Here is a 25,898-nt window from a genome sequence, read left to right on the forward strand (position 1 = left end):
ATATGGAGCTCCGACACGTCCACTATTTCGTCACGGTCTGCGAGGAAGGCTCGGTGAGCCGAGCCGCGACCGTCCTGCACACCACGCAGCCGAACCTCTCGCGCCAACTCCGGCTGTTGGAATCGGAGCTGGGTGTCGACCTGTTCGACCGACGCAGCGGGCGTCTCACTCCGAACAGCACCGGCCACGCCCTGCTGCCCGCGGCTCAGGAACTACTCGCCAAGAGCAGAGCGCTGGCGGTGGCGGCCGCCGTTCATTCGCGGGGACGGCTGGAGAAGATGACCATCGCCGCACCGTCGGTCACCCTCAACGATGTCGTCGCCCCCTTCGTCGCGACGCTCGCCGGTGACGATCCCACCACCGATGTCTGGTCCTCCGACGACGTCGACGCGCAGGCACTGTTCGCGCGCGGAGCAGATCTGGTGATCACGACGGCGGAGCCACCGAGCGCGTACGCCCGCGAAGCGATAGCCCGGCTGCCCGTCTGGTTGCAGGTACCCGAACACCACCGCTGGGCCGCACGAACGGTGATCGGCGTCGAGGAGGCGGTGACGGAAACCGTGTTGCTCCCCCCGACTAGTACGTCAGCACGCAGGTCGTGGGAGGCGGCGCTGGCACACCTCGGGCTGGCGACGGCGGGCGCCGTCGAGGCGGCCAGCGGAACGGTTGCCCAAGCACTTTCCGCCGCGGGTAGAGGTGTTGCCATCGCCACCGACGATCCCCGGTTCGGACTCGTCCCGCTGGAACTCACCTACGCCAACCCGGCCCGCCGACTGGACATCGGCCTGACGGCCACCTGGGATCCCCGGCATCCCGCATTCGACACCTTGCGGGCCCTTGCGGTCCGCTTGCGCGACTTCACCCGGAGTCGCTATCCGCGCGGGTGACCGGCTCGAACCCCACGGCCGGCCCTCTCTCCCCCTCGTCCCGCCCCCTGGCTTCGCCGGGGGTACCCCCAGGGCTCGTCGACCGGCTCAAACCCCACGGCCGGCCCTCTCTCCCCCTCGTCCCTCGGGCTCGTCGACCGGCCTAGGCTGGGCCACATGGCATCTGTCTTCACCAAGATCATCAACCGTGAGCTGCCCGGACGCTTCGTCTACGAGGACGACGAGTTCGTCGCGTTCCTCACGATCGCCCCAGTGACCCAGGGCCACACGCTGGTGGTGCCACGAGCCGAGATCGATCAGTGGCAGGACGTCGATCCCGCGGTATGGGGTCGGATCACCGCCTTGACCCAGCGGATCGGCCAGGCGGTGATGAAGGCGTTCGACGCACCCCGGACGGGACTGCTGATCGCGGGGTTGGAGGTGCCGCATCTGCACCTGCACGTATTCCCGGCCTACACCCTCGACGACGTCAACATCTCCAACGCCGACCCGAACCCGTCACCGGAATCTCTGGACGAGGCGCAGGCGAAGATCATTGCGGCACTGGCCGAGCTGTAGGTCAGCTGACGGTGGCGTGGGCGTCCTCGGCGACGTCGACGTCCACGTCGTGGAACCGGGGTAACCGCACCTCGAACCGGCAACCCTTGCCCGGGGCCGTGGTCACCTTCACGGTGCCACCGTGCGCGTACACCAACGAGTCGACGATCGACAGGCCCAAACCTGTTCCGCCGCTTGCCCTGTCCCGGGAAGAATCGGTGCGATAGAACCGCTCGAACACTCGCTGGGCATCATCTTCGCTGATGCCGGGCCCTTCGTCGGCAACCTCGAGGATGGCGCTGTCGCCTTCGGTGCCCACCCGCACGGTGATGCCAGCGGTCTCCGGAGTGTGCTGGATGGCATTGGCCACCAGGTTGCCCAGCACCTGGCGCAGCCGGGGCTCGTCGCCGATGACCTCGGGCGTGCCCGGTCCGTCGAACACCTCCATGCTGACGCGTCGACGCGGCGCCACCGACTGCGCGTCGTGCACCGCGTCGGTGGCCAGTGCCAGCAGATCGACACGATGCTGATCCAGCGGACGCTGGGCGTCCAGGCGCGCCAGCAGCAGCAGATCTTCGACCAGCAGGCCCATTCGGCTGGACTCGCTCTCGATCCGCGACATCAACATCTCGACGTCGCGGGCGGCACCCTGCCGGTACAACTCGGCGAACCCGCGGATGGTGGTCAAAGGTGTGCGCAACTCATGGCTGGCGTCGGTGATGAAGCGCCGCATCCGTTCTTCGGAGCGGCGGGCATCCTCGGCTGAATCCTCCGACGCGGCAACAGCGCGTTGGATCTGCGCCAGCATGCCGTTGAGGGCCAGCGACAGCCGGCCCACCTCGGTACGCGGATCCCGCTGCGGCACACGGCGATCCAACTCACCGCTGGCGATGGCCGCCGCAGTCTCCTCGACTTCGGCCAGCGGCCGCAGGCTGCGGCGCACCACTGCGAAACTGACCACCCCCAGCACCGAGAGCACGGCGGCCCCGATGCCGAGTTGGGTGTAGACCAGCGAACGTACCGTCGACTGCACATCGGACAGATCGATGGCCACCGTGGTCAGCTCACCGTGAGAGCCGCGAACCGACACCGCCCGCCACTGCACGTGCGAACCGTCCATGGAACCGACCGTGGTGGGAATGGGTCCGACGTCGTTGTGATTGGGCAGCGCAGGTTCGGCATCGCGGTCGTTGACCGCCATCCACACCCGGCCGTCACTACTGACGCCCCGGACGTAGAAGCTCGACGGCGGACGCTGCGGATTGGGCCCCTCGTAGGGTGGCGCCGACATCGGGCGCGGCTCCTGGGCCCAGCTCTGGGAGGCGTCGACCAGAGTCTGGTCGATCCGGCTCATCAGGCTGTGGCTCATGATGGTGGTGACGGCGATGCCCGAAGCGAGCAGCCCGAAGGCCACCAGGACCAGGGTCGCCGCTACCAGCGCCACCCGAAGGGGCACACCTCGGCGTAGGTACTCGGCCATGGAACCAGTGTCCGCGACTACCGCGGCTCCCTGAGCACATATCCGACACCGCGCAGGGTGTGCAGCAGCCTCTTGTCGCCGGTGTCGATCTTGCGACGCAGGTAGGAGACGTAGGACTCGACGACATTGACGTCTCCGCCGAAGTCGTAACGCCACACGTGATCGAGGATCTTGGGCTTGGACAGCACCGTGCCCGCGTTGATGACGAAGTAACGCAGCAAGGTGAACTCCGTGGGCGACAGCGAGACCGGCTCGCCGGCCTTCCACACCTCATGGGTGTCCTCGTCGAGTTCGATGTCGGCGAACACCAGGCGGGAGTTCTTGGGCTCCTCGGTGGTCTTGCCGGTGCGCCTCAGGATCACGCGCAACCGGGCCACCACCTCTTCGAGGCTGAACGGCTTGGTGACGTAGTCATCGGCGCCCAGGGTCAGCCCGGCGATCTTGTCCTGCAGGCTGTCGCGGGCGGTGAGGAACAGCGCGGGCGCGTCGATGCCGTCGGCCCGCAGCCTGCGCAGCACCCCGAAGCCGTCCATGCCGGGCATCATCACGTCGAGGATCACGGCATCGGGCTTGACCTCACGGGCGCGATCCAGCGCCGCCGGGCCGCTGACCGCTGTGTATACCTCGAATCCCTGGAACTTCAAGCTCACAGACAGCAGTTCGACGATGTTGGTCTCGTCGTCGACGACCAGCACCCTGGCCTCGGGTTTGGTGACAGTTGATGCTGGCGCTCCCATAAGCATCTAATCTCCTACCAATTCCTTGTACGCCACCAGGGAGCTAGCTGTGCACTTCCTGTGAGTCGGCGTATTGACAGTACCGCCGGTAACGACTGTTGGCCGTCCTAGACTGGCCGACATGGATCTTCTGGCACTGGCAACGGCGCCGGTTCGCATCGGACTCGCCGCGGCCGAAGCCGGCCTCGGAATTGCAGGCGGTGCAGTTGACGTGGCCAAACGGGCCCTGGGTGAGGACGGCACCAGTGCCGCGGTGCCCAACATCTTCGGCATCAACGACACCGTGGCCCGTGCCAACCGCATCGCAGGCCTGATCGATGACGACGCTCCACTGGGCCGCGCGCTGGCCACCGACGGTCCCGTCGACCGGCTACTGCGCCCCGGCGGACTGGTGGACCGGCTGACCGCGCCGGGCGGGGTGCTGGACCGCGTGACAGCGGAGGACGGGCTGCTGGACAAGCTCACCGCCGAAGGTGGCGGTCTGGAGCGTGCACTGGCACCGGGCGGCCTGGTGGATCAACTGCTCGACGAGGACGGCCTCATCGAAAGACTGCTGGCCGAGGATGGGTTGGCCGACCGGCTGCTGGCCGAGGGCGGGCTGATCGAGAAGCTGACCGCCCGCAACGGGCCTCTGGAGCAGCTGGCCGACGTGGCCGACACCCTCAACCGGCTGGCGCCGGGACTGGAAGCCCTTGCTCCCACCATCGAGACGCTGCGCGAAGCCGTCATCACGCTCAGTTCAGTGGTGAATCCGCTGTCGAACATCGCTGACCGCATTCCACTGCCGCGCCGCTTCGACCGCAGGCCACCGTCACGCCCGGTGACGTCACAGCGGATCATCGATCAAGAGGACTGACCGGGCGACGACGCGGAGTGAGGCACGAGCCCCAAGAACACCACCGCACCTGGAGTGCCGTTCGGCGCATTTTCGTGCTCGAGGCGCAAGCGGATAAGCTGTGCCTCGTTCGATCCGCCTCCGTAGCTCAGTGGTAGAGCACCGCTCTTGTAAAGCGAAGGTCGTCAGTTCAATCCTGACCGGGGGCTCCAAGGGTGACGTGTTGGCCATGAACATCAACGGATCCGTGGCACTGGCGACGGGCGCCGATCGCGCGGAGCGGCAAAAGTCTATGCCGCCGCGCGTAACCCGGACAGCCCCGGCGGCCTGGTCACCGCCCCGTTGAAGAACATCCGCGCCTGGATGGCCACAATTCCTACGTCACTCGTTCGCCTTTGCACCCCATCTGATCACCAACACGCCAGCCGCCGTCCTCAATGGGTGTGACGCACAGTCATCTCGCCGAGCACAGATGACGACCTTTACCTGACCGCGTACACGACGTAGTCGTCGAAGTGCTGCCAGAGAGTTCCGGTTTCGGCAAAGCCGGCCACGCGCAACGCCTCTCGGTGGAAATCGGGAGTGAGGTCGAGATTGTCCGGAGCATCGGAGAATCGTCGATCCCGTTCGGCGACCAGATCGACGAAGGCCGGCTCGGAACGCACCTGATTCCACCACCGATCCCAATCCGGTACACCGGCGTCGAAACCACGGCGTTGCTGTGCGGTGTCATCAGCAATGCTGACGTCGCGGAAGAACGGGCCGGACACGTCGTGGGACAGATGGTCGGCGTTGAAGAACACCCCATCGGCGGCGATCAGCGCGCCCAGGAGCGCATAGAGGCTCACCACCTCGGCGCTGGAGAGCCAGTGCAGCGCAGTGCTGGAAACCACGGCGTCGGGGACGACACCGGCCAGCGACCGTGGCCACGCCGGATCACGGAGATCGGCGTCGACAATGACACTGCGGCTACCGAACTCCGCCAAATTATGAGCAGCCAGGCGCAACAAGGCCGGGTCATGATCGACGGTGACGACCTGGGCGTCGGGAAACCGTCGCAGAATCAACTTCGAGAAGGATCCGAGACCTCCCCCGATGTCGAGAACCGACCGCACCCCCGGGCGCGCATAAGCCAGGGCATCGAGGACGATCTCGAACCGGTCGGCACGGCGGTTGACGTAGGCATCCTGCTGCTCCTCCCAGGAGGAGATCAGATGATCCAGCTGCTCATTCGGTGTTTGGGTCACTACGGACACCTCTCTGTCAGGGGCCGGCGCTCGGGGGCTCCGGCGCGGATGCGTTATCCTCGCCGGGTGCAGATGATAATGAAAACCGTTTTCATCATTGCGATCGGGTTGACACTGACTTCCACCGGATGCGCGAACGTACGACCGGGCGACGACCCGCGCTCGACCGTCAGCGGCCGGATCGTCTCGGCCGCAGCAGAGTCCGCCACCACGTACCCGGTGAACATCGACAACTGCGGATCCGAGGTGGCCGTCGACCGTCCGCCGCAACGGGTGGTCACCCTCAACCAGTCGGCCGCTGAGATACTCATCCATCTCGGTCTGGCCGACAGGATCGTGGGAACCGGGTACGAACTCGACGCGGTTCCGACCGCCATCGCCGGCGAATACGAGGCCCTGCCAATGCTGTCGGGACACGGTCAGGAGATCAAACACGAGGCGCTGCTGGCCGCACAACCGGACTTCGTCTACTCCTCGTTCGCGAGCTTCTTCACACCGGAGCAGTCGGGAACCCGTGAGGAGCTGCACGCACTGGGCATTCCGACGTACCTCACCGAGTTCGACTGCAACTATCACGCGGCCGTGCCCGACGCTGACTTCGACTTGCTCTTCGCCGAATACCGCAATCTGGCAACCATTTTCGACGTGCCTTCCCGAGGCGAACAACTGGCCGACGAGCAGCAGGCGATACTGGATGGCGGACTCGAGACTGCTGCGGCGATCGACGGAACGCCCACGGTCATGTGGTTCTACTCCACCTACGGAGGTACCCCATGGGCCGCCGGCCCCGGTGGCCTACCGCAGTACATCTCCGAACTGGTGGGCGTCGAGAACATCTTCGACGACGCCTCGACCAAATGGCCGGAGGTCAGCTGGGATGAAGTGGCCGCCCGGAACCCCGACATCATGGTCCTGGCCGATCTGACGCGCGGCGAGCCCGGTGACACCGCCCAGGAGAAGATCGACATGCTGAGATCGGATCCGCTGACCAGCCAGTTGGATGCTGTCAAGAACAACCGATTCATCGTCCTTCCAGGCAGTTACATGGATCCCAGCTACGGCAGTGTCCACGCGGTGCCGGCGCTTGCCGAAGGCGTCCTGGCCCTCCAATGACCGCTGATTGCCAGCCTCGCCGATGACACCCGGCCGCGGTATCGCCGTTCACACTCGGGCAACGGAGGCAGAACCGACTTCGCCTTCGCGCCGACGCACGACACATCCCCTCGTCACTGTTTCGGTCTTCGGGGTTGCCATCGCGGCCCTGCTGGCCTCGATCGCCGGCGCCGCGCTGGTAGGCACGGCGAACATCGGTCCGGTCGATGTCGTGTCGACGATCCTGCGGCACATCGGACTGTCCGCGCTGGCTCCCACCGAACCTTTGCCCGCGTTGATGGACGCGTTGGTCTGGCAGTCACGGGTGCCCCGGGTCCTCCTCTCCGGCCTGGTCGGAGCGGCGCTGGCGGCATCGGGCGCAGTGCTTCAATCGGTGACCCGCAACCCGCTGGCCGATCCCTATCTGCTCGGGGTCTCGTCAGGGGCATCCACCGGCGCAGTCGCGGTGTTGCTGTTGGGGGTAGGCGGTGGGATATCGCTGTCCGCAGGTGCTTTCGTGGGGGCGCTGGTCTCGTTCAGTGTGCTGCTGCTGCTGATCAGAGGCGGCCGCGTCACGAGTCCTTCACGCGTCGTCCTCACCGGTGTGCTGGTTTCCCAGTTCTTCGCAGCGGTGACATCGGTGATCCTGATGATCAACGGCGACGCCAACTCCACCCGCGGTTTCACCTACTGGCTGCTCGGCTCGATGGCCGGCGCACGCTGGGAGCCTACGATCCTGGCGGCAATCGTGATTCTCGCCGGGGTGGTGTCGATCCAGTTCTTTGCACCGGCGCTCGATGCCTTCACCTTCGGCTGGAACTCTGCGGCAGCGCTGGGCATCAACGTCACGGCGGCGCGGGTCTGGCTGATGATCTTGACCGCGGTCGTCACCGCCGCCGCCGTCGCCGCATCCGGGGCGATCGGTTTTCTGGGACTCCTGGTGCCCCACGTGGTACGCATTCTCGTCGGCCCGATGCATCGCACCCTGTTACCCCTGTCCGCCCTGATCGGTGCAACGTTCCTGATCTGGATCGACACCGTCGCACGCACCGCCTTCTCCCCCACGAACTGCCCGCCGGGGTCATCACCGCCCTGCTGGGCGCACCGGCGTTTGCGCTCGTCCTTCGCCGGGTGAGCGCCTGATGGCCACAATCTCGGCGACCAGCGTCTCGCGGTCGGTCAAGGGCCACCGCCTGGTGGACAGCGTCGATCTCGATGCCCGATCAGGGCAGGTGGTCGGCTTACTGGGCCCCAACGGTTCGGGGAAGACCACCTTGCTGAGACTGCTTGCCGGGCTGGGAGTTCCAGAGACCGGAGTCATCCGGTACGACGATCAGGATCTGCACACCATGCGCCGTCGCGCAGTGGCCACGCGGCTTGCGGTGGTCGAACAGGACTCGATCGCCCACACCGACCTGACAGTGCGTCAGGTGGTCGAGATCGGCCGCATCCCGTTTCGCGGTCGCTTCGCCGCCCTGTCACCGGTCGACGACGAGATCATCGACGCCGCCCTGAAGCAGGTGAACATCACCCACCTGCAGCACCGCAGCTGGCACAGTCTGTCCGGCGGGGAACGCCAACGCACGCAGCTCGCACGCGCGCTGGCTCAGCAGCCACGAGAGATCCTGCTCGACGAACCCACCAATCACCTCGACATCCGGCACCAGCTCGAGCTCATGGATCTGCTGCGTGCTCTGGAGGCCACGTGCATCATCGCGCTGCATGACCTCAACCTCGCGGCCCGGTACTGCGATCATCTGGTGGTTCTCGACGGCGGCAGGGTCGCCGGCGCAGGCGCTCCCGAGAAAGTGCTCACCGCAGACCTGTTGGCGGATGTGTACGGAGTCGAGGCGGTCGTCGATCGTGAGCCGACCCACGGAGCAGTCCGCGTGAGCTTTGTCGGAGCATCTGTCTGAACGTCATTGCGGCAGCACTCGCCCCAAGGGGTCAGTTTTGTCAATCGATCAGTCTTGATGCCACGGCGGACCGCGGCTGAGGCCAATCGTCGGGCACTGCGAGAGTGCCTTCATTACGGTGTGATCGCCCAGCGAGACACCGGAATCCGCCCATCATCTCGTACTCGACACGATGGTAGACCTGCATGAAGTACAGCCAGGTCCGCTGTTGAGCTGGCGCGTGGATGCCGGCCACGTCCGCGCCGCCGCCACGGCAGCACAGCCGGCCGCCATCGCCAGCACTGCGGCAGCCACGGGTTGACCGGCCAGTACCCCGAGCCAGCCGGCCAGCGGATAGGTGAGGAAGAAACAGGCGTGGGACAACGAAAACTGCGCCGCGAACACCGCACGCCGTTCGTCGGCGTCCGTCTGGTAGCGCACCAGGCGCGCTGCCGGGGTGTTTATCAGCGACGCCCCCACCCCCAGGGCCACCCAGACGAGCGCGAACAGCACCCACCCCGGTGAAGTACCGGGACGTATCCACAACAGCACGGCGGCCACCGAGAGAGCCACGGCGATCAGCGTCGCGCCGGACACCATGATCCGACGGTCGGATGTCGACCGCAGCAGCCGCGGCACCGACAGCGCAACGACCATCGAGCCACCGCCGTAACAAGCCAACAGGATTGCCACCGCCGAACTGGAACTGGCCAGCACCTCGTGGACGTAGACGACGGTATTGACCACCACCAGGGCGGTGGCCGAGGCGACAGCGAGATTCAGCCCCAGCAGCGCGCGGAGCACGGGACGTCGCACCATCACACGCATACCGGCCGTCGCCCGCCCCCAGAATGAACCGGTCACATCAGCGTCCGCTGCAGGCAACCATGTTCGGAGCACCAGTGCAGCGGAGGCGACGAATCCGGCCACCGTGCCGAGGAACAGATAGTTGTACGACATGACCGACAGCAGCGCGGCGGCAAGCATGGGACTGACCAAGGTCTCGAGGTCGTAGGCGAGCCTGGACAGGGCCAGCCCGCGTGTGTACTCCTCTTCGTCCACCAACACGTTGGGAATCACCGACTGGAAGGCAGGCGTGAAGGTGGCCGAGGCGGCTTGCAGCACGAAGATCAGGACGTAGATCTGCCACACCTGGTCGACAAAAGGCAGCAGCACCGCGATGGCCGCCCGCAACACATCGGCACCGACCATCAACACCCGTCGGGGAACGCGATAGAACGCCGCCGAAACCACCGGTGCCACAACCACATACGCCACCATCTTGATGGCCAATGCCGTACCCAGCACGGCGCCGGCGGAGTCGCCGGCGAGGTCATAGGCGAGCAGACCGAGCCCAACCGTCAGCAGGCCGGTGCCCACCAGCGCCACCACCTGGGCCGAGAAGAGGCGGCGGAACTGAAGATTCTTCAGAACCCCGATTCCGCGCACCTTACTATCTGCGTGCATACGTAGATAGTAAGGCAGATGAGTGTGCAGGCAAGTGCTGGAAAAGGCAGGAGTCGGAATCAGGCGGTGATGTCGCGCGCGCCGAGGCGCAGGTGCTCGATGTGATAGACAGCCTCGTCCAGCAGCAGCGCGACGTGATTGTCGTAGAGCCGGTAGACGATGTTGCGCCCCGCCCGCTCACCACTGACCAGGCCCAGTGCCCGAAGAAGGCGCAGCTGGTGAGAAACCTGGGGCTGTTCCATCCCCACCGCCGCCGACAGTTCGGTGACCGTGCACGGCGACTGGCGCAGCGTGGTGAGGATCAATAGGCGATTCGGGGAGGCGAGCGCCTGGAGAGTCTCGGCGACCTTGGCTGCAGCAGCCGCATCCAGCGACGCAGCGGGCGTGCCCGCTGCACCCTCCAGGCCGTGACCCATCTGCCCATTCAAGCACAGCGGGTTGACATAAGCTCATACATATACAACTGTATATGTATCAACGTATATCTGTCTCTGCGCAAATCGACTCGGAGGGCGCACCCCCGCATGGGCATGGTCTTTGCCGAAAGCTCTACGGCACAGCGCGTTTCACGCACTTCCCGGTGGCCGGCGACAGTGTGGACGATCCCCTCGGCCCGCTGGGCCTGCGCCGCGCTGCTCCTGTTCGCAACCGGACTGGCATTGCAGCTGTCAGGAGCTCCCGAGCCGATGTGGTGGGCGATCTATCTGGCGTGTTACGCCGTCGGCGGGTGGGAATCAGCACGGGCAGGCATCCAGGCGTTGCGGATGCGCACCCTGGATGTCGACCTGCTGATGATCGTCGCCGCAGTGGGCGCGGCGTCCATCGGGCAGGTCACCGACGGCGCCCTGCTGATCGTCATCTTCGCCACGTCGGGCGCCCTGGAGGACTTGGCCACCGCGCGCACCGAGGAGTCCGTGCGGGCCCTGCTGGACCTGGCTCCCGACACCGCCGCGCTGGACGACGGCCGACTGATCCCAGTGAGCGAACTCTCGGTCGGCGACATCGTCCGCGTCCGCCCCGGCGAACGTATCTCCGCCGACGGAACGGTGACCTCAGGATCCTCCGACGTCGATCAGGCCTCGATCACCGGCGAACCTCTGCCTGTGTCAAAAACACTGGGCGACAGCGTGTTCGCCGGCACGCTCAACGGCTCGGGAACACTCACCATCCGAGTCACCGAGGACCCGTCGCAGATGGTCGTGGCCCGAATTGTGGCACTGGTCGGTGAAGCGGCCGCCACCAAAGCAAAGACCCAGCTGTTCATCGAGAAGGTGGAACAGCGGTACTCGTTGGGCGTGGTGGTTTCCACCGTGGCGCTGTTCGCCGTCCCACTGGCCAACGGATCCGACCTGCAGTCGGCGTTGCTTCGGGCGATGACATTCATGATCGTCGCCTCGCCGTGCGCCCTGGTCCTGGCCACCATGCCACCGCTGCTGTCGGCCATCGCCAATGCCGGGCGGCACGGAGTCCTGGTGAAGTCGGCCGTCGCCATGGAACGCCTGGCCGGCGTCACCACCGTCGCACTGGACAAGACCGGCACGCTGACCCGAGGCGCACCGCGGCTGTGCACGCTCGAGGCGTTCGGGCACAGCGAGGTCGATGCGCTCCGATTGGCCGCCGCGGCTGAGCAACACAGTGAACATCCCATCGGAAAGGCGGTGCTGGCCGCGGCCCGGGAGCGAGGCATCGCAGTTCCGGCGGCCGACGAATTCGAGGCACTGACCGGGCGAGGAGTGCGCGCACGCGTCAACGGCCGGTTGGTCGAGGTGGTCAACTCCAGCTCGGGTGCCCGGTCCGACGGCGCCACGGTGATCATGGTGGTGTGTGACGGAGTTCAGATCGCGGTGTTGAGCCTGCATGACGATCCCCGCCGAGACGCCTTCCCCGCCGTGGCTGCGCTGCGTGCCGAGCTCGGCACGACGCCGGTGCTGCTCACCGGCGACAATACTTATGCCGCAACTACTTTGGCACAGAAGGTCGGACTTGACGATATCCGCGCGGGGCTACTGCCGCACCAGAAGGCAGACGCGGTGCGGACGCTGGAAACCGATGGTCACCGCGTGCTGGTGGTCGGTGACGGCATCAACGACGCACCCGCCATGGCCGCTGCGCACACGTCGATCGCCATGGGCCGGTCCGGCTCTGATCTGGCGCTGGAGACCGCCGACGGGGTGACGGTGCGCGACGAGTTGATCGTGATCCCCACCGTCATCTCACTGGCCCGCCGGGCCCGGCGGGTGGTGATCGCCAATCTGGTGATCGCCGGGACGTTCATCGTGGTCCTGGTCACCTGGGATCTTGTCGGACACCTGCCCTTGCCGCTGGGTGTCGCCGGGCACGAGGGATCCACGATTCTGGTGGCACTCAACGGGCTGCGCCTGCTGTCCGAGCGAGCCTGGAGAAAAGCTCAGGTCTCGTCGGCGATCCCATGACGATCCTGGTGCTGACCTGGAGCCTCCGGATCGTCGTGCTGATGCTCCAGTTGGTCTTGCAGCTGACGCTGCTGCTCGGTTGCCTTGGTGGCGTCTTCGGGGGTGGCCGGCGGATTGTTGCGCTGTCCCATTCGCTGCAGGGTGTCCAGATGACGGCGATCGAAACTCAGCCGGGAACAAAAGCGGGTCGGTACGTTTGTGCCCCGAAGCGTTCAGTTGACCGGTACATCGACAATCGGCCGATTCTCCGCGGCACCGGGCCCATCGAAGTGCCACCACTCTCCCGAATACACGGTGAAACCGCCTGCCTCCATGGCGTGGCGCAACCGGCTCCGGTTGGCCTGCGCGACGGCACTGACGCCATCGGTGGCATAGGCCAGAGCGTGCGGTGAGAAGTCGTCGAAATCGGTCCCCATGTCGGCGCCGGCGATCGTCACGTCCACCGAGCGGCCCGCCGTGTGACTACGCGAATAGGGCACCGGCTCGGCCACCCACGCCGGATCCGGCGTGTGCTCGAACATCGTCACCTGCACGGTGCGCGGCCGGTAGCAGTCCCAGAAGGCCAGCACCTCGCCGCCGTCGCGCAAGATCGCCGCAGCAGTGGCCAGCCCGGGGGCCAGCGACTCGTGCACCAGGCACCGCGCGTCATTCGGGTACAGCTGGATCCCCACAAAGTTGTCCGCCGTCGCATAACGAAGGTCGATCACCGCATCGGGGACCACGGTCCGAACGTCCACCAATCCGGCAGCTGCCGCCGCCTCGGACACCGGCGGCACCGGCGATGCCTGCGCCGGATGGCTCGTCGCGGCCAGACAACACGCGGCGAGCAACAGCCCCGCCCGTCGATACCCCATGCCGGTCAACCTTGATGGGCTGCGACGATCTTGGCAATCCGGCGCGCCCAGCCGGCACTCAGACCACGCCGCGCAGTGCGTCCTCGCCGAAGATCGGCCCGAGCAACCCCGACATGTCCGGTCCGCGCCGCAGGCCGTGTCCACCGTCGACGTTGATGACCTGTCCGGTGATGTACTCGCCGGCATCGGAGAGCAGGAACAGCGCCAGATTGGCGATATCGGCCACCTCACCGACCCGGGGCAGCGGCGTGCACGCCGCGTAGTCGGCACTGACCTCGGGTGATTGCATGATTGGTTCCACCATGTCGGTGCGCGTCAGGCCGGGACGGATGCCGTTGACCCGTACCCAGGACGGGCCGAGTTCGTCGGCAGCGAGTTGCAGCAGGGCATCGAGGGCCGACTTGGCCGGGCCATAGGCGCCGAACCAGCGGTGTGTGTTGCTGGCGGCGATCGAGGAGATCCCGACGAACGAGCCTCCGCCGGCGCGCACCATCTCCTTGGCGGCGTGTTTGAGCACGTACATGGTGCCGTTGACGTTCAGGTCCACGGTGCTGCGCCACAGCGCGGAGTCGATCTGGGTGATGGGGCCGATGGTGTGGCTGCCGCCTGCGCTGTGCACGACGCCGTGCAGCCTGCCGTTCCAGGCGGTGGCGGCCTCGACGGCGCGGGCCACCTCGTCCTCGTTGGTGACGTCGGCCGGTTCGTAGAGGATCGAGCCGGACCCGCCTGCGGCCTTGATCTCGTCGGCCGCTGCGGCCAGCCGGTCGGCGTTGCGGCCGATGATCATCACGTTGGCACCGGAGTCCACGAGCGCGGCGGCCACGCCCTTGCCGATCCCGCTTCCACCACCGGTGACCAGATACGTCCGATTCTCGACAGATAGCTGCACGCCGATATCGAAGCACGCGCCACACGAAGAGGTGAACAGAATCCGGAAACTGTCTACGGAGTATCCGGGCGAGCCACCTTCGTCGGGCCCGCCGTCCGCCAGTCCTCCACGTCCGGAGGCAGCCCGATCGGGGCGTTGTTCTCGTTGTGCACCGACCAGTGTGCGTGCCCGAGCTCGTGGATGTGGAAGCCGTGTCTGAGTGCTTCGGCGAACCCCATCGCATCAGATGCCGCGTTTACCGAATCCTTGATCAACAGCGAGGCGATGGTGGGCACCTTGGCGATGCGACGGGCGAACTCGAGGGTCTTGTCGTCCAGCTCGGCGCGGGGGAACACCTTGGAGACCATGCCGAGCCGATAAGCCTCCTCGGCATCCAGCGAGTCACCGGTGAGCAGCAGCTCCTTGGCCTTGCGGGGACCGAACTCCCAAGGATGCGCGTAGTACTCGACGCCCGGCATACCCAGGCGCACCCCCACCACATCGGAGAACTTCGCATCGTCGGCCGCCACGATCAGATCGCACGCCCAGATCAACATCAGCGCCGCCGAGATGGCATTGCCCTGCACCTGGGCGACGGTGATCTTGCGCAGGTCCCGCCAGCGCCGGGTGTTGTCGAAGAAGTAGTGGTACTCCTGCAGATACAGCTTCTCCACCCCGTCACGATGGCCGCCGCGACTGCGGAAGCTGGCGTGCTGGTTGGGCCCGGGCATGCGCTCACCCACCGACACTTCCGAGCCCAGGTCGTGGCCGGCGGAGAAGTTCTTGCCACGCGCCGCCAGGATGATCACCCGCACGTCGTCGTCGGACTCCGCGCGCAGGAAGGCCTCGTCGAGCTGGACCAAAAGGCCCCGGTTCTGTGCGTTGTGCACATCGGGGCGATTGAGCCAGATCCGGGCGATGCGGCCCTGGTCCAGCGTTTCGTACTCGATGAACTCGTGGATGCCTGAGTCAGCCATGTCTGCACATTACGACTCTGGCAAGAAATGTCACCCACGAAGTCGGGCGTAGTGGAGTGTGCAGAGGCGTCGACCACGCTGTTCAACACCGTCGCCTATGGTTGAAGAATGGCTTCCAAACCAGATCCCGCGGAAATCGATGACGTCGAACCCCTCGCCGATGACACCGCCAGCCAGGCGCGACGCGTAGTCGCCGCCTACGCCACCGACGCCGACGAGTGCCGGGTCTTCCTGTCGATGCTGGGAATCGGACCGGCAAAGCTCGGCGCGTAGATGACGGCGGGGGACCAGCCGGTGGGCGAGTCCGATTTCGTCGTCGTCGCCAACCGGTTGCCCGTCGATAAGGTCAAACTCCCCGACGGCTCCACCACGTGGAAACGCAGCCCCGGTGGATTGGTCACCGCCCTCGAACCGCTGCTGCGTAAACGCAAGGGCGCCTGGATCGGGTGGCCCGGCATCATCGCCGAGGATGACGACGAGACGGGTTCGGTCGAGGATGTCGACCACTCCGAGCCGATCATCGACGACGACCTGCTGTTGTACCCGGTGCGGCTGAGCGCCGACGACGTGGCCGAATACTACGAAGGCTTCTCCAACGCGACACTGTGGCCGCTCTACCACGACGTCATCGTCAAGCCGACCTACCACCGCAAATGGTGGGACCGCTACGTCGACGTCAACCGCCGCTTCGCGGAAGCGACGTGCCGCGTGGCGTCCCATGGGGCCACGGTGTGGGTGCAGGACTACCAGCTGCAGCTGGTGCCCAAGATGCTGCGCATGCTGCGGCCGGACCTGACCATCGGCTTCTTCCTGCACATCCCGTTCCCGCCGGTCGAACTGTTCATGCAGATGCCGTGGCGCACCGAGATCACCGAGGGACTTCTCGGCGCCGACCTGGTGGGCTTCCACTTGCCCGGCGGCGCCCAGAACTTCATGATCCTGTCGCGGCGGCTCATCGGCGCCAACACCTCGCGCGGCACGGTCGGTGTGCGCTCACGCTTCGGCCAGGTGCAGGTGGGCTTCCGTAACGTCAAGGTGGGGGCGTTCCCCATCTCCATCGACTCCGACGAGCTCGACCAAAAAGCCCGCCACCGCGACATCCGCAAGCGTGCGCGGGAGCTGCGGGCCGAACTGGGCAATCCCGCGAAGATCATGCTGGGCGTCGACCGCCTCGACTACACCAAGGGCATCGACGTCCGGTTGGAGGCATTCACCGAACTGCTCGAGGAAGGCCGGGCCGACCGCGAGAATGTCGTGTTCATCCAGCTGGCCACACCCAGTCGCGAACGGGTGGAGAGCTACCGGTTGCTGCGCGACGACATCGAACGTCAGGTCGGGCACATCAACGGCGAGTTCGGCGAAGTGGGGCATCCGGTGGTGCAGTACATCCACCGCCCTGTCCCCCGAGATGACCTCATCGCCTTCTTCGTGGCCGCCGACGTCATGCTCGTCACCCCACTTCGCGACGGAATGAACCTGGTGGCCAAGGAGTACGTGGCCTGCCGCAGCGATCTGGGCGGGGCGCTGGTGCTCAGCGAGTTCACCGGCGCCGCAGCCGAACTCCGGCAGGCGTATCTGGTGAACCCACATGACCTCAACGGCGTCAAGGACGCCATCGTGACGGCGCTGAGTCAGGACCCCGAGGACGGGAGGCGACGGATGCGGGCGCTGCGCCGTCAGGTGCTCGCCCACGACGTCGACCGGTGGGCACGCGCCTTCCTCGATGCGCTGGCCGACAAGGGCGACGCCGACACCTCGCAGCTGGTGAACACCGAACAGGGCGAGAGGGACCTAGGCCATCGCTAGATGGGCGTGATGTAGCTGATCAGCCACTTGTCCCCGACCTTCTGGTAGTCGACCTTGAGGCGACTGCCGTCGTACACCGACTCTTTGGACTTGTCAGTGACGGTGCGGTTCATGTAGACCATCACCGAACCGGAATCCCGTTGTGCCTCAAGAACACCGACACCCACGACGTTGGCCTGGCTGACCACCTGCCGCTCACGTGCCTCGGGGATGATCTGCTCGGTGGCCCTGGACTCGAACTCGCGCCGGTAGTCCGGCGTCAGCAGGTTGTAGGCGTCGGTGAGGCTGCCTTCGACTGTCTGATAGTCGTACCCGAACACCTTCGGGATCTGTTCTGCGGCAAGCGGACCCAACTCGGCCCGGGTGCTCTGCTGCGCCGCGTTCTGCACTCGGTCCCAGTACAGTGCCGCGCCCATGGCCGAGAGCGTCACGATTCCGGCGACCACGACAACCGTCAGCGACGCGAAAAGCCATGCCGCCCTGCGTCGCATCAGTTACCCCCGTCCGGATACTTCAAGTCGTAGCCGGTCATGCGGCCGTTGCCGTCCTCGTGGACGATGACGCGCATCCGGTAGGCCTGCGACGGCTTGTTCACCCCGTCGATGTCGGTGACGGTCACCCGCACGGCTACCAGCACCGACGCATTGTCGGTGTCGGGGTCGATGGCCTCCAGCGCCTTGCCACTGACCACCGCTTCCGAACTGGCATTGGTGTCACGGAACAGCGCCTTCAGATTCTCGACGTTGTTCTCCTGGCTCATCATGTCCCGCAGTGGGCCGCTGATCCCGTCGACGAACCGATTCACACTCTCGTCCACCGTGTCCGGTGTGTAGGTGAACATGTTGACCACCGTCTGCGTTGCGGTGTCGACGAACCGCTGATCACGTTCCGCCAGAGCCTGGGCATCACGCTTCTGCCCGGCCAACACGAGTACGACGGCGGTCAGCGCCACGATCAGCACCACCGCGAATGCTCCGGCGGCCATGGCCAGGCGGGCCTGGTTCGGCTGGCGTCGCGGGGGTGGCCCGGGCGGCGACACTCGGACGGCAGCGGGTTTGGCTGCACCTTCGACGACGGCGGTGATCGCGGTGGCGGCGCTGTGGCCTGCCGGCCCCGCGGCTCGAGACGCCCGTCGCCGCACCTGTTTCCGATCGACGCGGTCCGGCTGGTCGGCTTCGGTCATCAAGCCGGTCTCGGATCGAGCATGAGATCTACCCAATTCTCGGCAGGTGTGAGCTTGGAGTCGCCCGCGGCGTAAACGCCGGTACCACCCGCCGGATCGATGAACGTTCCATCCTGGTCGTAGGTAGCGTACGCCGGACCGTCGGCCATCGGCATCGGCGCCTCGGCCGGCAGCGAGCCGGCCGGGGGCGGAGGCAGCGGGGCGCCTGGCGGTGGCGGCGGGGCGGGCCGGCCGTACGGCGGGGCGATCTGGTCCGGCGGCGCGAAGAACGGCCACGGCGGTGGTGGCGCGTTGTTGTTCGGCGGCACCGGCAGCGGGAACGGCGCATTGGGTGCAGGACCAGGCCCCGGCGGAACACCGGGAGGCAACTGCACCACCGGAGCGCCCGGGTCGTAGTCCGCCTCCGGCGGGATCATCGGAAACTTGTTGGGCGGCAGCACGTTGCGACCATCCTCGACGGGCGTGCCGTACGGGATCGGCGGACCGCGCCACGGATTGCTGCCGATAGGCACGAACCCCTTCGGGTCACGACACAGCTGGACCGTCGGCGCGCGCTTGCCCGGGAACTCCATGCACGGGTAGTTGCGCGCACCGCGCACCACGGCGGGATCGTTCTGGGCTGCCTTGCAGTACAGGTCGGTCGGCAGATCCCGCACGGTCTCGTCAGCAGGCGAGCGGATCTCCGTGGCCGGAATGAAGCCGACGTTGCAGGTCGGCGGATCACCCAGGCCGAGCTTGAAGTCCAGCTTGCCGCCCTCGTCCACCGGAACACCGCCGGCGACCGTGAGCAGCGCGGCGATCAGCGCGGGGAAGATGACGAACGACTGCTCGAGCGACTTGTGGTAGATCACCCCAATACGGCCCAGGTTGGCCAGGTTGGCCGCCAGCATGGGGAAACTGGGCCGAATTCCACTGAACGCCGTGGAGGCCACATCGGCGGCTCCTGGAGCCGTCTGCAGCAGCTGCCGCACCTGCGGGTCGGCCTGAGTGACTTCACTGGTCAGCCTGGCCAGTCCGTCGGCGAGCGACCTGATGTCGTCGCCGCTGCGGATTTGCGCATCCAGGAACGGCCCGGCCTGGTCGATCAGAGCCGACGTCTGCCCGTAGCTGTTGTTGGCCTCGTCGATCAGCAGTCGCGACGACTGGATCAACCGCGCCAGCTCCGGGCCAGATCCGTTGAACGCTCTGAACGTCTCGCGCAGCAGGTCCTGCAGGCGGCTGCTGTCCAGGCTGCTCACCAGCTGGTCGGCCTCGGCCAGCATGCTGGCGATGTCCTGGCCGATGGCGGTGCGGTCCTGACCGATCGAGGCACCGCCCGCCAACATCTCGGTAGAGGGGTCCTGCGGCGGCACCAGGTCGATGTACTGCTCACCAACCGCAGAGACGCTCTTGACCGTGGCCGTCACATTGTCCGGGACCGGCGTGCTGCTGTTGAGCCGCATGTTGGCCACCACACCGTCGGGGGTGAGTCCGACCGACTCCACCCGCCCGATGGTGACCCCGCGGTAGGTGACATTCGCGTTCTCGTAGATGCCACCGCCGGCAACAAAATTGGCGTCCACCTTGTACGAACCGATGCCCACCTTGGCCGGGACGTGCAAATAGAAGATCGCAATGGCGCCGACGGTGAGAACCGTGACGATCGAGAAGATCGTCAGCTGGATGCGGGAGACTCGATCGAGCATCAGCTGCCACCTCCGTCACCGTGCTGTGTCGCCGTTCCTGCCGGGATCTTGAACGGATCCGCGGCCTGGCCCGACAGGTTGGCCATCGAACCGATCAGGAAGTCCGGCGGGTTGAGAACCTCGGCCATGTGCTTCATGTTCGGGTCCAGCCCGGAGGTGGTGAAGATCGATTCACCCAGTCGGCGCAGCGTGAGGTCGAAGGTCACGAACACGTTCAGGTAGTCGCCCCGCACCGCTTGCCGCAGATACTTGTAATGGAACGGGAACGTCGGCAGGAACGCCAAGTTCTTGACAAACGCGTCGGCGTTGTCGTTGAGCGCCTTGATGGCCGGGTAGAAGTCCTTCAGGTCCGCGGCGAAGTCCACCTTGGTCTTGGCCAGGATGTTGGCCGCCACACCGGCGAAGTTCTGCAGCGCGGCGAACGTGTCGACGATGTTGGACCTGTTGTTGTTCAACACCTTCAGCGCCTCGGGCAGGCTGTCCAGAGTGCGACCCAGCGCATCGGTGCTCTGCGCCAGGATGCCGGCGAAGCGGTTCAACCCCTCGGCGGCGGCGATGATGTCGGCGGTCTGGCGATTCAGGGAGTCGGTGAGCTCGGCCAGCCGGGGCATCAGGTCGGCAAACTGCCCGGCCCGGCCGGCCACCGAGGCGTAGAGCTCCTCGGTGATGTCCTGCAGCGCACCCAGATTGCCCTTGTTCACCACCACACCGAGGGAGGCCAACACCTCTTCTGTGGTGGGATAGCGGCCGGCGCTCGATTCCGGGATGTTGGAACCCTCACGGAGTTTCGCCGCTGACGCATCGGCAGCCGGCGGCACCAGTTCGATGTGCTGGCTACCGAGCAGCGACGTCTGCGCCACCCGAGCTGTGGCGTTGTCGGGCAGGTCTACGTCGGAGTCGAGCGACAGCTTCACCGCCGCGTAGAAGGTGCCGTCGGGCCGCTGCACCGCGTCGATGCCTGACACACTGCCCACGGTGACGTCATCCACCATCACCGGTGAGTTCTGCGGCAGGGTGGCCACATCCGGCAACTCCACCGTGATGGTGTAGGAACCAGATCCGTGCCCGCGTGTGCCCGGCATGTTCAGGGAGTTCAACCCGCCGAACGAGCAACCCGACAACACCACGATGCCCGTCCCGAGGGCGGCGGCCTGAAACAGCTTGTGTTTCACGGTCATCCCCCTGTCCCAGCCGGTGCAGGCGGCGGCACCGGCCACGGTGGTGGCGGCAGCGACGGTGTTCCGGGTGGCGGCGGTGCCAGCACACCGGGAGCGTCCGGGGACACCGGCGGACCCGGCTGCGGACCACTGCCGACGATGTGCGGTGGTCCGGGTGAGATCTGGCCTTCGACCGCGGGCGGAGGCAGCACCATGTCACCCAGGGTGGCTCCCGGCGGGATGGACGGCGGAGTGACACCCGGGGCGGGCTGCCACTGCAGATACGGCACCGGCGTCTGGGCCTTGGCCTCGGTGGCCGGGGTGTCGTAGATGATCTGCCCCTTGTACGCAGTGATGCTGTTGATCGGATGGAACAGCAGCGGCGGAAAGTTCATCGTGATGCGGCGCAGCACCGGACCCATGCGCTGGCGGCAGATCTCGGCGCGCTTGTAGTTGTCCGGGTTGGAACCGGTGTCGAAGTTGCCGCCGCAGATGAACTGCACCGGGTTGGCGAAGTTGGGCAGCGACAGCGCACCGCCGACGGTGCCCTGCGCCGGGTTGTAGATGTTGTAGAAGTTGGCCAGGCCGTTGGGTGTGACGTGCAGGACCTGTTCGATGTCGTCGCTGTGTTCGGTGAGGAGGTTGGTGAAGTCGGCCAGCTTGTTGACCGAGTCGACCAGGGTCTGGTTGTTCTCGCCGACGAATTGCCGGACGTCGTCGAGTGCGGTGTTGAGCGTGCCGAGAGTGGCGTCGAGGCCCTGGGTGCTGTCGGCCAGCACCTGCGACACGGATGCGACGTGGTTGGAGAACTGCACAATCTGCTCATTGCTCTGCGACAGTGCGTTCACCAGGACCTGCAGGTTCTTGATGGTGCCGAACAGGTCGGTGCTGGAGTCACCGAGTCTTCCTGCGGTCTGGGACAACTCGCGCAGGGCGTTGCGGAACGAGTCGCCGTTGCCGTCGAACGTGGTGGCAGCCTGGTCCACGAACTCACTCAACGGCCCCTGCAGCCCGCCGTTCTGCGGGCCCAGGGTCTGCGAGAGTTTGGTCAGCTCGGTTTTGACGTCGTCCCATTCCACGGGCACCCCGGTGCGGTCGATGCCGATGGTGGCACCGTCGGCCATCGTCGGCGCACCGGTGGCCGAGTCATAGGCGGGCGTCAGTTGGATGAATCGGGAGGACACCAGGTTCGGCGCCACGATGATGGCCCGGGCGTCGGCGGGGATCTGCACCCCGTCGTCGACCGACATGGTGATCTTGACGTCCGAGGCGGTGGGTTCGATGGAGTCGATGGTGCCCACCGGGACGCCGACCACCCGCACGTCGTCTCCGGGATACAGCCCGACCGCCGACGAGAACAGTGCCACCACCTTGTGGGTGCCGCGGCCCGGCCACACCAGGTACAGCCCGACCCCGAGCGCCGCCACCAGGACGACGACCACACCGACGAGTACTCCCCTGTTGCGTGTCATGGCGACTTCGGCCTGATGATGAGACGTTCGGCGATGAGGCCCTTGAGGTAATCCGAGAGGCTGTCCGGCAGCTTGCCGGGCTGGAAGTAGGTGTCGAACAGAACTTCCGACATGGTGGCCGGCGGTATGCCGTAGAGGTTGATCTGGAAGCCCGAGGTGGAGCCCACCACCTCGCCCAGAGCCGTGGCGTACGGCGGGAGGCGGCGCAGCGCCTCGCCGATGTGCTCACGACGCTCAAGCAGGTTGTCCATGACCAGGTTCAGATTGGTCAACGTGGGCCCGAACTGTTCGCGGTTGTCGGCGACGAAGCCCGAGATCTGCTGGGACACGTCGTCGATGCCGGCGATCAAGGTGTTCAGCGCCTGCCTGCGCTCGTCGAGCGCGGCGAACAATTGATTGCCGTCGACGATCAGCTTGTTGACCTGGTCGGCTCGACGCGACAGCGACGCGGTGACCGTCTGCGCGCGCTGCAGCAACTGGCCGAGCGCCTCGTCGCGGGCGTTGAGGCTGCGCGACAGTGACGTCACCCCGTCGAGCGCGCCGCGCAGTTCGGGGGTGGCGTCACGCAGTGTGTCGGTCAGGATGCCCAGCGCCTGTTCGAATTTCGGCTTGTCCAACGCCTGGGTGTTGCCACCGAGATCCTGCAGCGCGGTGGCCAGGGTGTAGGGGGTTGTGGTGCGTCCCAACGGAATCGTGGTCGAGGCCCCACCACCGGCCGGGGTCACGTCCAGTGACTTCTGACCGAGCACGGTGTCGGTCTTGATGGCCACCAGCGTCTGGTCACCGACGGTGATGTCGCGATCCACGGTGAAGGTCACCCGCGCGGCGGTGCCCGCCAGACCGACCGATTCGACTCGACCGACCTTGATACCGGAGACGTTCACGTCGTTGCCCGGCGTGATGCCTCCGGCGTCGGTGAAGAAGGCGTCGTACTTCTTGCCTTGCGGCCAGAAGGGCAGTCCGGTGTAGCCGAACGACACCAGCACCAGGCAGACCACCAAGACGATGCCGAAGATTCCTGTGCGGACGGGGTTGCGTCCGTCGTCACTCTGGGACAGGAGCGCACCTCCCCTTGGACGGGTCCGGCGGTCCGCCGAACGGGATGAGTATGTCGCTGCCCGCGGGTCCGTTGATCTTCATGCGGATGGAGCAGTAGTAGATGTTGAAGAACGAGCCGTAGGCGCCAAGAGCGTTGAGCCGCAGGTAATTCTCGGCCAATGGTTCGATGATCTCGTTGATCTCGGCCTTGCGCCGATCCAGCTCACCGGCCAGCGGGCGCAGATTCTCCAACACACCTTGCAGCGGTCGTCTACTGGTCTCCAGCATGTCGGTGAGGTCGTTCTCGGCCGAGGCCAGCGGGCCGATGGCACCGGCGATGGGGTCGCGTCCCTGTGCCAGCCCGGTGATCAGCTGCTGCAGCTGGTCGACGCTGGCATCGAATTCGGCGCTCTTGGCATCGACGGTGCCCAGCACGGTGTTGAGGTTGTTCACCACGTCGCCGATCAGTTGGTCACGCGCGGCAAGATCGGTGGTGAAGGTGCTGGTGTTGGACAGCAGCTGTTGCAGTGCACCACCCTGGCCCTGCAGTAGTTCGATGACGGCATTGCTGATCTCGTTGACCTTGGTGCCGTCAAGGCCCTTGAGTACGGGCCGAAGTCCGCCCAGCAGTGCGTCCAGATCCAGAGCCGGGTCGGTGTTCTCCTGGGGGATGGTGGCGCCGGCAGGCAGCTTGCGCAGTTCGCCGGGGCCTGAAGTGATCTCCAGGAAGCGGTCACCCACCAGGTTCTCGTACCTGATCGCTGCCCGCGTCGAGGTGTAGAGCTGGTAGCGGTCGTTGACGTCGAAGGCGACGTCGACGGTGTTGTCGGGATTCAGCTTCACCGACTGCACCGAACCGACGGGCACACCGGCGATCCGGACGTCCTGGCCGGCTTTGAGCCTGGCCGCATTGCTGAAGTTGGCGTGGAAAGTGTTGCCCGAGGAGAAGCGGAACTCGCCGAACACCACCACCAGGCCTGCTGCCACCAGCAGCATCACCACGGTGAAGACGCCGACCTTGATTGTTGTGCCGCGCGAGTCCATCAGTAGTCGTCCCCCTCGGCAAAGGCGCCGTTGAACAGGAACTGCAGGGTGGACGGAGCGTCGAACTGTAACTCGGTGTTGGGCTCATACGGCACGTATGCGTTGTCGGTGACCAAGAAGGGCGCGCGATACCAGCTGCCGCCGAGCTGCTTGCTCGGCATGTTGGGCAGCCCGCGGCAGTTGGGTCCACCGGAGGCATTCACGATCGGCAGGCTCTCGGGGTAGGTGTAGGCGGGTGCGCCGGGCAGGAAGTTCGACGCGACGAACAGCCCTGGCCGGGTACCACCGAGCACCGGAGCGAATTTGTCGACGGCTTGGGAGGTGCCCTGGAGCACACAGCCGATGATCGGCGAGTACTCGGCCACCACCTTCAACGGTGCCCGGGCGCGGTTGATGGCGGCGATGTAGTCCTCGGCTGCCGGCGACAGGGTGTCGAACCCGTTGTTGGCCAACCCGGTTGCCGCCAGCAGGGTGGCATTGAGGTTGTCCTGCTGGTCCACGATGGTCTGGCTCAACGTCGGCACGTTGTTCAGTACGGTCACCAGATCTGGCGCCGCGTCGGCATAGATGTCGGCCACCTGCGCCGTCTGCTGCAGGTCGCGCTGTACCGTCGGCAGTTTCGGATTCAGTTGCGCCAGATAGGTGTTCAAACCAGTCATGGTGGCACCCAGGTTGTCACCGTTGCCGCGCAGACCTTCGCCGAGCGCGGTCATGGTGGCGTTGAGGTTCACCGGGTCGATCTTCTGCAGGACATCGGTGAGCGTCTGGAACAGCGTGTTGACCTCCAGCTGCACCGAAGACGCCTCCACGGTGGCACCGGGGCGCAGCGCGGTACCCAGCGGCGACTCAGGGGGTTGGAACTCGACCGATTTGGCGCCGAAGACGGTGTTGCCCGCGATCTTCACCACGGCGTTGGCCGGGACGTACGGCAATTCGCTGCTGTCGATCTCCAGCGTCAGCTTCGCCTGGTCACCGGCGTACTCGATGCTACGGACCTTGCCGATCTGGATGCCGCGGTACTTGACCTTGGCGTCCTGCTCCATGACCAGACCGGCACGCGGGGACAGCACGGTGACGGTGTCGGTGGAGGTGAATGCGGCGGTGTAGCCGAGGTAGGTGACGACGGCGGCCGCTGCGATCACCGCGGCGAGAATCAGCGCCGCGATCCGCACGTGTGTGCGCCTCGATTGTCCGTCTGACATGGC

At 66.0% G+C, this 25,898-nt stretch carries 26 protein-coding genes and 1 tRNA gene; 10 read left to right on the top strand and 17 right to left on the bottom strand.

From position 1 onward, the window contains the following. Nucleotides 1-2: 2 nt before the first annotated feature. Together BVC93_RS08600 and BVC93_RS08605 are read left to right on the top strand one after the other, a co-directional pair. The gene (locus tag BVC93_RS08600; RefSeq protein WP_083736800.1) at nucleotides 3-887 is read left to right on the top strand and encodes a LysR family transcriptional regulator; all 885 of its coding nucleotides are present in this window, start codon (nucleotides 3-5) and stop codon (nucleotides 885-887) included. A gap of 156 nt (nucleotides 888-1,043) precedes the next feature. Next, entirely contained in the window at nucleotides 1,044-1,445 is a 402-nt protein-coding gene (locus BVC93_RS08605) for an HIT family protein (RefSeq protein WP_083736801.1), read from the top strand. Nucleotide 1,446: 1 nt separating this feature from the next. On the opposite strand, the gene BVC93_RS08610 is transcribed toward BVC93_RS08605, so the two are convergent. Together BVC93_RS08610 and BVC93_RS08615 are read right to left on the bottom strand one after the other, a co-directional pair. Then, nucleotides 1,447-2,904, bottom strand: a complete 1,458-nt coding sequence (locus BVC93_RS08610; RefSeq protein ID WP_083736802.1) for a sensor histidine kinase — start codon at nucleotides 2,902-2,904, stop codon at nucleotides 1,447-1,449. 17 nt (nucleotides 2,905-2,921) lie between these two features. After that, the gene (locus BVC93_RS08615) at nucleotides 2,922-3,647 is read right to left on the bottom strand and encodes a response regulator (protein WP_192860230.1); all 726 of its coding nucleotides are present in this window, start codon (nucleotides 3,645-3,647) and stop codon (nucleotides 2,922-2,924) included. Nucleotides 3,648-3,762: 115 nt separating this feature from the next. Here BVC93_RS08615 and BVC93_RS08620 point away from each other — a divergent pair, with 115 nt between their 5' ends. Next, the gene (locus BVC93_RS08620; RefSeq protein WP_083736804.1) at nucleotides 3,763-4,497 is read left to right on the top strand and encodes a hypothetical protein; all 735 of its coding nucleotides are present in this window, start codon (nucleotides 3,763-3,765) and stop codon (nucleotides 4,495-4,497) included. A 116-nt stretch (nucleotides 4,498-4,613) separates the two neighbouring features. After that, nucleotides 4,614-4,688, top strand: a tRNA-Thr gene (locus BVC93_RS08625). Between the two features lie 270 nt (nucleotides 4,689-4,958). Here BVC93_RS08625 and BVC93_RS08630 read toward each other — a convergent pair. Then, nucleotides 4,959-5,723, bottom strand: a complete 765-nt coding sequence (locus BVC93_RS08630) for a class I SAM-dependent methyltransferase (RefSeq protein ID WP_192860231.1) — start codon at nucleotides 5,721-5,723, stop codon at nucleotides 4,959-4,961. A gap of 78 nt (nucleotides 5,724-5,801) precedes the next feature. Between BVC93_RS08630 and BVC93_RS08635 the strand changes: the two genes are divergently transcribed. Genes BVC93_RS08635 through BVC93_RS08645 form a run of 3 tightly spaced genes read left to right on the top strand, consistent with a single transcriptional unit; the run spans nucleotide 5,802 to nucleotide 8,731 of the window. Continuing rightward, entirely contained in the window at nucleotides 5,802-6,836 is a 1,035-nt protein-coding gene (locus BVC93_RS08635) for an ABC transporter substrate-binding protein (RefSeq protein ID WP_083740907.1), read from the top strand. 22 nt (nucleotides 6,837-6,858) lie between these two features. Continuing rightward, nucleotides 6,859-7,950, top strand: a complete 1,092-nt coding sequence (locus tag BVC93_RS08640; RefSeq protein ID WP_335583124.1) for a FecCD family ABC transporter permease — start codon at nucleotides 6,859-6,861, stop codon at nucleotides 7,948-7,950. Between the two features lie 7 nt (nucleotides 7,951-7,957). Continuing rightward, nucleotides 7,958-8,731, top strand: coding sequence for an ABC transporter ATP-binding protein (locus BVC93_RS08645; RefSeq protein ID WP_083736806.1), 774 nt, complete (start codon nucleotides 7,958-7,960; stop codon nucleotides 8,729-8,731). A gap of 153 nt (nucleotides 8,732-8,884) precedes the next feature. Here the strand turns inward: BVC93_RS08645 and BVC93_RS08650 are convergent, their stop codons facing one another. Then, a complete protein-coding gene (locus tag BVC93_RS08650) occupies nucleotides 8,885-10,177 on the bottom strand; it encodes an MFS transporter (RefSeq protein WP_083736807.1) in 1,293 nt (430 codons plus the stop codon). Nucleotides 10,178-10,236: 59 nt separating this feature from the next. Next, a complete protein-coding gene (locus tag BVC93_RS08655) occupies nucleotides 10,237-10,593 on the bottom strand; it encodes an ArsR/SmtB family transcription factor (RefSeq protein ID WP_083736808.1) in 357 nt (118 codons plus the stop codon). Nucleotides 10,594-10,701: 108 nt separating this feature from the next. Between BVC93_RS08655 and BVC93_RS08660 the strand changes: the two genes are divergently transcribed. Beyond that, the gene (locus BVC93_RS08660; RefSeq protein WP_083736809.1) at nucleotides 10,702-12,609 is read left to right on the top strand and encodes a heavy metal translocating P-type ATPase; all 1,908 of its coding nucleotides are present in this window, start codon (nucleotides 10,702-10,704) and stop codon (nucleotides 12,607-12,609) included. On the opposite strand, the gene BVC93_RS33520 is transcribed toward BVC93_RS08660, so the two are convergent. The 4 genes from BVC93_RS33520 to BVC93_RS08675 all read right to left on the bottom strand — a co-directional run bounded on the left by BVC93_RS33520 (nucleotide 12,585) and on the right by BVC93_RS08675 (nucleotide 15,308). Continuing rightward, the gene (locus BVC93_RS33520) at nucleotides 12,585-12,740 is read right to left on the bottom strand and encodes a hypothetical protein (protein WP_192860232.1); all 156 of its coding nucleotides are present in this window, start codon (nucleotides 12,738-12,740) and stop codon (nucleotides 12,585-12,587) included. The genes BVC93_RS08660 and BVC93_RS33520 overlap by 25 nt on opposite strands. Nucleotides 12,741-12,821: 81 nt before the next feature. Continuing rightward, nucleotides 12,822-13,463: a M15 family metallopeptidase gene (locus BVC93_RS08665; protein ID WP_083736810.1), complete on the bottom strand. Its 642-nt coding sequence runs from the start codon at nucleotides 13,461-13,463 to the stop codon at nucleotides 12,822-12,824. Nucleotides 13,464-13,521: 58 nt separating this feature from the next. Further along, nucleotides 13,522-14,352, bottom strand: a complete 831-nt coding sequence (locus BVC93_RS08670; protein WP_083736811.1) for an SDR family oxidoreductase — start codon at nucleotides 14,350-14,352, stop codon at nucleotides 13,522-13,524. A 53-nt stretch (nucleotides 14,353-14,405) separates the two neighbouring features. After that, nucleotides 14,406-15,308, bottom strand: a complete 903-nt coding sequence (locus BVC93_RS08675; protein WP_083736812.1) for an enoyl-CoA hydratase — start codon at nucleotides 15,306-15,308, stop codon at nucleotides 14,406-14,408. Between the two features lie 108 nt (nucleotides 15,309-15,416). On the opposite strand from BVC93_RS08675, the gene BVC93_RS32995 reads away from it, so the two are divergent. Both BVC93_RS32995 and BVC93_RS08680 read left to right on the top strand, forming a co-directional pair. Continuing rightward, entirely contained in the window at nucleotides 15,417-15,581 is a 165-nt protein-coding gene (locus BVC93_RS32995; RefSeq protein ID WP_157516825.1) for a hypothetical protein, read from the top strand. After that, a complete protein-coding gene (locus tag BVC93_RS08680) occupies nucleotides 15,582-17,114 on the top strand; it encodes an alpha,alpha-trehalose-phosphate synthase (UDP-forming) (protein ID WP_083736813.1) in 1,533 nt (510 codons plus the stop codon). It begins immediately after the preceding gene. Here BVC93_RS08680 and BVC93_RS08685 read toward each other — a convergent pair. The 8 genes from BVC93_RS08685 to BVC93_RS08720 are packed head-to-tail and all read right to left on the bottom strand — an operon-like array spanning nucleotide 17,111 to nucleotide 25,895. Next, nucleotides 17,111-17,605, bottom strand: coding sequence for a mammalian cell entry protein (locus BVC93_RS08685; RefSeq protein ID WP_083736814.1), 495 nt, complete (start codon nucleotides 17,603-17,605; stop codon nucleotides 17,111-17,113). The genes BVC93_RS08680 and BVC93_RS08685 overlap by 4 nt on opposite strands. Next, the gene (locus BVC93_RS08690) at nucleotides 17,605-18,297 is read right to left on the bottom strand and encodes a mammalian cell entry protein (protein ID WP_083736815.1); all 693 of its coding nucleotides are present in this window, start codon (nucleotides 18,295-18,297) and stop codon (nucleotides 17,605-17,607) included. Before BVC93_RS08690 ends, BVC93_RS08685 begins: the two co-directional genes overlap by 1 nt. After that, nucleotides 18,297-19,982, bottom strand: a complete 1,686-nt coding sequence (locus BVC93_RS08695) for an MCE family protein (RefSeq protein ID WP_083736816.1) — start codon at nucleotides 19,980-19,982, stop codon at nucleotides 18,297-18,299. The genes BVC93_RS08690 and BVC93_RS08695 overlap by 1 nt, the downstream gene beginning before the upstream one ends. Then, nucleotides 19,982-21,160, bottom strand: a complete 1,179-nt coding sequence (locus BVC93_RS08700; RefSeq protein WP_083740908.1) for an MCE family protein — start codon at nucleotides 21,158-21,160, stop codon at nucleotides 19,982-19,984. Before BVC93_RS08700 ends, BVC93_RS08695 begins: the two co-directional genes overlap by 1 nt. After that, nucleotides 21,157-22,611: an MCE family protein gene (locus BVC93_RS08705; RefSeq protein ID WP_083736817.1), complete on the bottom strand. Its 1,455-nt coding sequence runs from the start codon at nucleotides 22,609-22,611 to the stop codon at nucleotides 21,157-21,159. Before BVC93_RS08705 ends, BVC93_RS08700 begins: the two co-directional genes overlap by 4 nt. After that, on the bottom strand, nucleotides 22,608-23,669 hold the full coding sequence (locus BVC93_RS08710) for an MCE family protein (protein WP_083736818.1): 1,062 nt from the start codon (nucleotides 23,667-23,669) through the stop codon (nucleotides 22,608-22,610). Before BVC93_RS08710 ends, BVC93_RS08705 begins: the two co-directional genes overlap by 4 nt. Next, nucleotides 23,656-24,693, bottom strand: coding sequence for an MCE family protein (locus BVC93_RS08715; protein ID WP_083736819.1), 1,038 nt, complete (start codon nucleotides 24,691-24,693; stop codon nucleotides 23,656-23,658). The genes BVC93_RS08710 and BVC93_RS08715 overlap by 14 nt, the downstream gene beginning before the upstream one ends. Beyond that, nucleotides 24,693-25,895 (bottom strand): MCE family protein, encoded by a 1,203-nt coding sequence (locus tag BVC93_RS08720; protein ID WP_083736820.1) that lies wholly within the window; start codon nucleotides 25,893-25,895, stop codon nucleotides 24,693-24,695. The genes BVC93_RS08715 and BVC93_RS08720 overlap by 1 nt, the downstream gene beginning before the upstream one ends. Nucleotides 25,896-25,898: the final 3 nt, after the last annotated feature.

The organism is Mycobacterium sp. MS1601, from assembly GCF_001984215.1.
Lineage (GTDB): Bacteria > Actinomycetota > Actinomycetes > Mycobacteriales > Mycobacteriaceae > Mycobacterium.

Excerpts from the sequence above, each read along its gene's own strand:
- BVC93_RS08705 (WP_083736817.1), bottom strand. The coding sequence starts at position 22,611 with ATGACACGCAACAGGGGAGTACTCGTCGGTGTGGTCGTCGTCCTGGTG.
- BVC93_RS08605 (WP_083736801.1), top strand. The coding sequence starts at position 1,044 with ATGGCATCTGTCTTCACCAAGATCATCAACCGTGAGCTGCCCGGACGC.
- BVC93_RS08620 (WP_083736804.1), top strand. The coding sequence starts at position 3,763 with ATGGATCTTCTGGCACTGGCAACGGCGCCGGTTCGCATCGGACTCGCC.
- BVC93_RS08665 (WP_083736810.1), bottom strand. The coding sequence starts at position 13,463 with ATGGGGTATCGACGGGCGGGGCTGTTGCTCGCCGCGTGTTGTCTGGCC.
- BVC93_RS08640 (WP_335583124.1), top strand. The coding sequence starts at position 6,859 with ATGACACCCGGCCGCGGTATCGCCGTTCACACTCGGGCAACGGAGGCA.
- BVC93_RS08650 (WP_083736807.1), bottom strand. The coding sequence starts at position 10,177 with ATGCACGCAGATAGTAAGGTGCGCGGAATCGGGGTTCTGAAGAATCTT.
- BVC93_RS08680 (WP_083736813.1), top strand. The coding sequence starts at position 15,582 with ATGACGGCGGGGGACCAGCCGGTGGGCGAGTCCGATTTCGTCGTCGTC.
- BVC93_RS08700 (WP_083740908.1), bottom strand. The coding sequence starts at position 21,160 with ATGACCGTGAAACACAAGCTGTTTCAGGCCGCCGCCCTCGGGACGGGC.
- BVC93_RS33520 (WP_192860232.1), bottom strand. The coding sequence starts at position 12,740 with ATGGGACAGCGCAACAATCCGCCGGCCACCCCCGAAGACGCCACCAAG.
- BVC93_RS08720 (WP_083736820.1), bottom strand. The coding sequence starts at position 25,895 with ATGTCAGACGGACAATCGAGGCGCACACACGTGCGGATCGCGGCGCTG.
- BVC93_RS08635 (WP_083740907.1), top strand. The coding sequence starts at position 5,802 with ATGAAAACCGTTTTCATCATTGCGATCGGGTTGACACTGACTTCCACC.
- BVC93_RS08660 (WP_083736809.1), top strand. The coding sequence starts at position 10,702 with ATGGGCATGGTCTTTGCCGAAAGCTCTACGGCACAGCGCGTTTCACGC.
- BVC93_RS32995 (WP_157516825.1), top strand. The coding sequence starts at position 15,417 with ATGGCTTCCAAACCAGATCCCGCGGAAATCGATGACGTCGAACCCCTC.
- BVC93_RS08615 (WP_192860230.1), bottom strand. The coding sequence starts at position 3,647 with ATGCTTATGGGAGCGCCAGCATCAACTGTCACCAAACCCGAGGCCAGG.
- BVC93_RS08655 (WP_083736808.1), bottom strand. The coding sequence starts at position 10,593 with ATGGGTCACGGCCTGGAGGGTGCAGCGGGCACGCCCGCTGCGTCGCTG.
- BVC93_RS08610 (WP_083736802.1), bottom strand. The coding sequence starts at position 2,904 with ATGGCCGAGTACCTACGCCGAGGTGTGCCCCTTCGGGTGGCGCTGGTA.
- BVC93_RS08695 (WP_083736816.1), bottom strand. The coding sequence starts at position 19,982 with ATGCTCGATCGAGTCTCCCGCATCCAGCTGACGATCTTCTCGATCGTC.
- BVC93_RS08690 (WP_083736815.1), bottom strand. The coding sequence starts at position 18,297 with ATGACCGAAGCCGACCAGCCGGACCGCGTCGATCGGAAACAGGTGCGG.
- BVC93_RS08675 (WP_083736812.1), bottom strand. The coding sequence starts at position 15,308 with ATGGCTGACTCAGGCATCCACGAGTTCATCGAGTACGAAACGCTGGAC.
- BVC93_RS08685 (WP_083736814.1), bottom strand. The coding sequence starts at position 17,605 with ATGCGACGCAGGGCGGCATGGCTTTTCGCGTCGCTGACGGTTGTCGTG.
- BVC93_RS08645 (WP_083736806.1), top strand. The coding sequence starts at position 7,958 with ATGGCCACAATCTCGGCGACCAGCGTCTCGCGGTCGGTCAAGGGCCAC.
- BVC93_RS08600 (WP_083736800.1), top strand. The coding sequence starts at position 3 with ATGGAGCTCCGACACGTCCACTATTTCGTCACGGTCTGCGAGGAAGGC.
- BVC93_RS08715 (WP_083736819.1), bottom strand. The coding sequence starts at position 24,693 with ATGGACTCGCGCGGCACAACAATCAAGGTCGGCGTCTTCACCGTGGTG.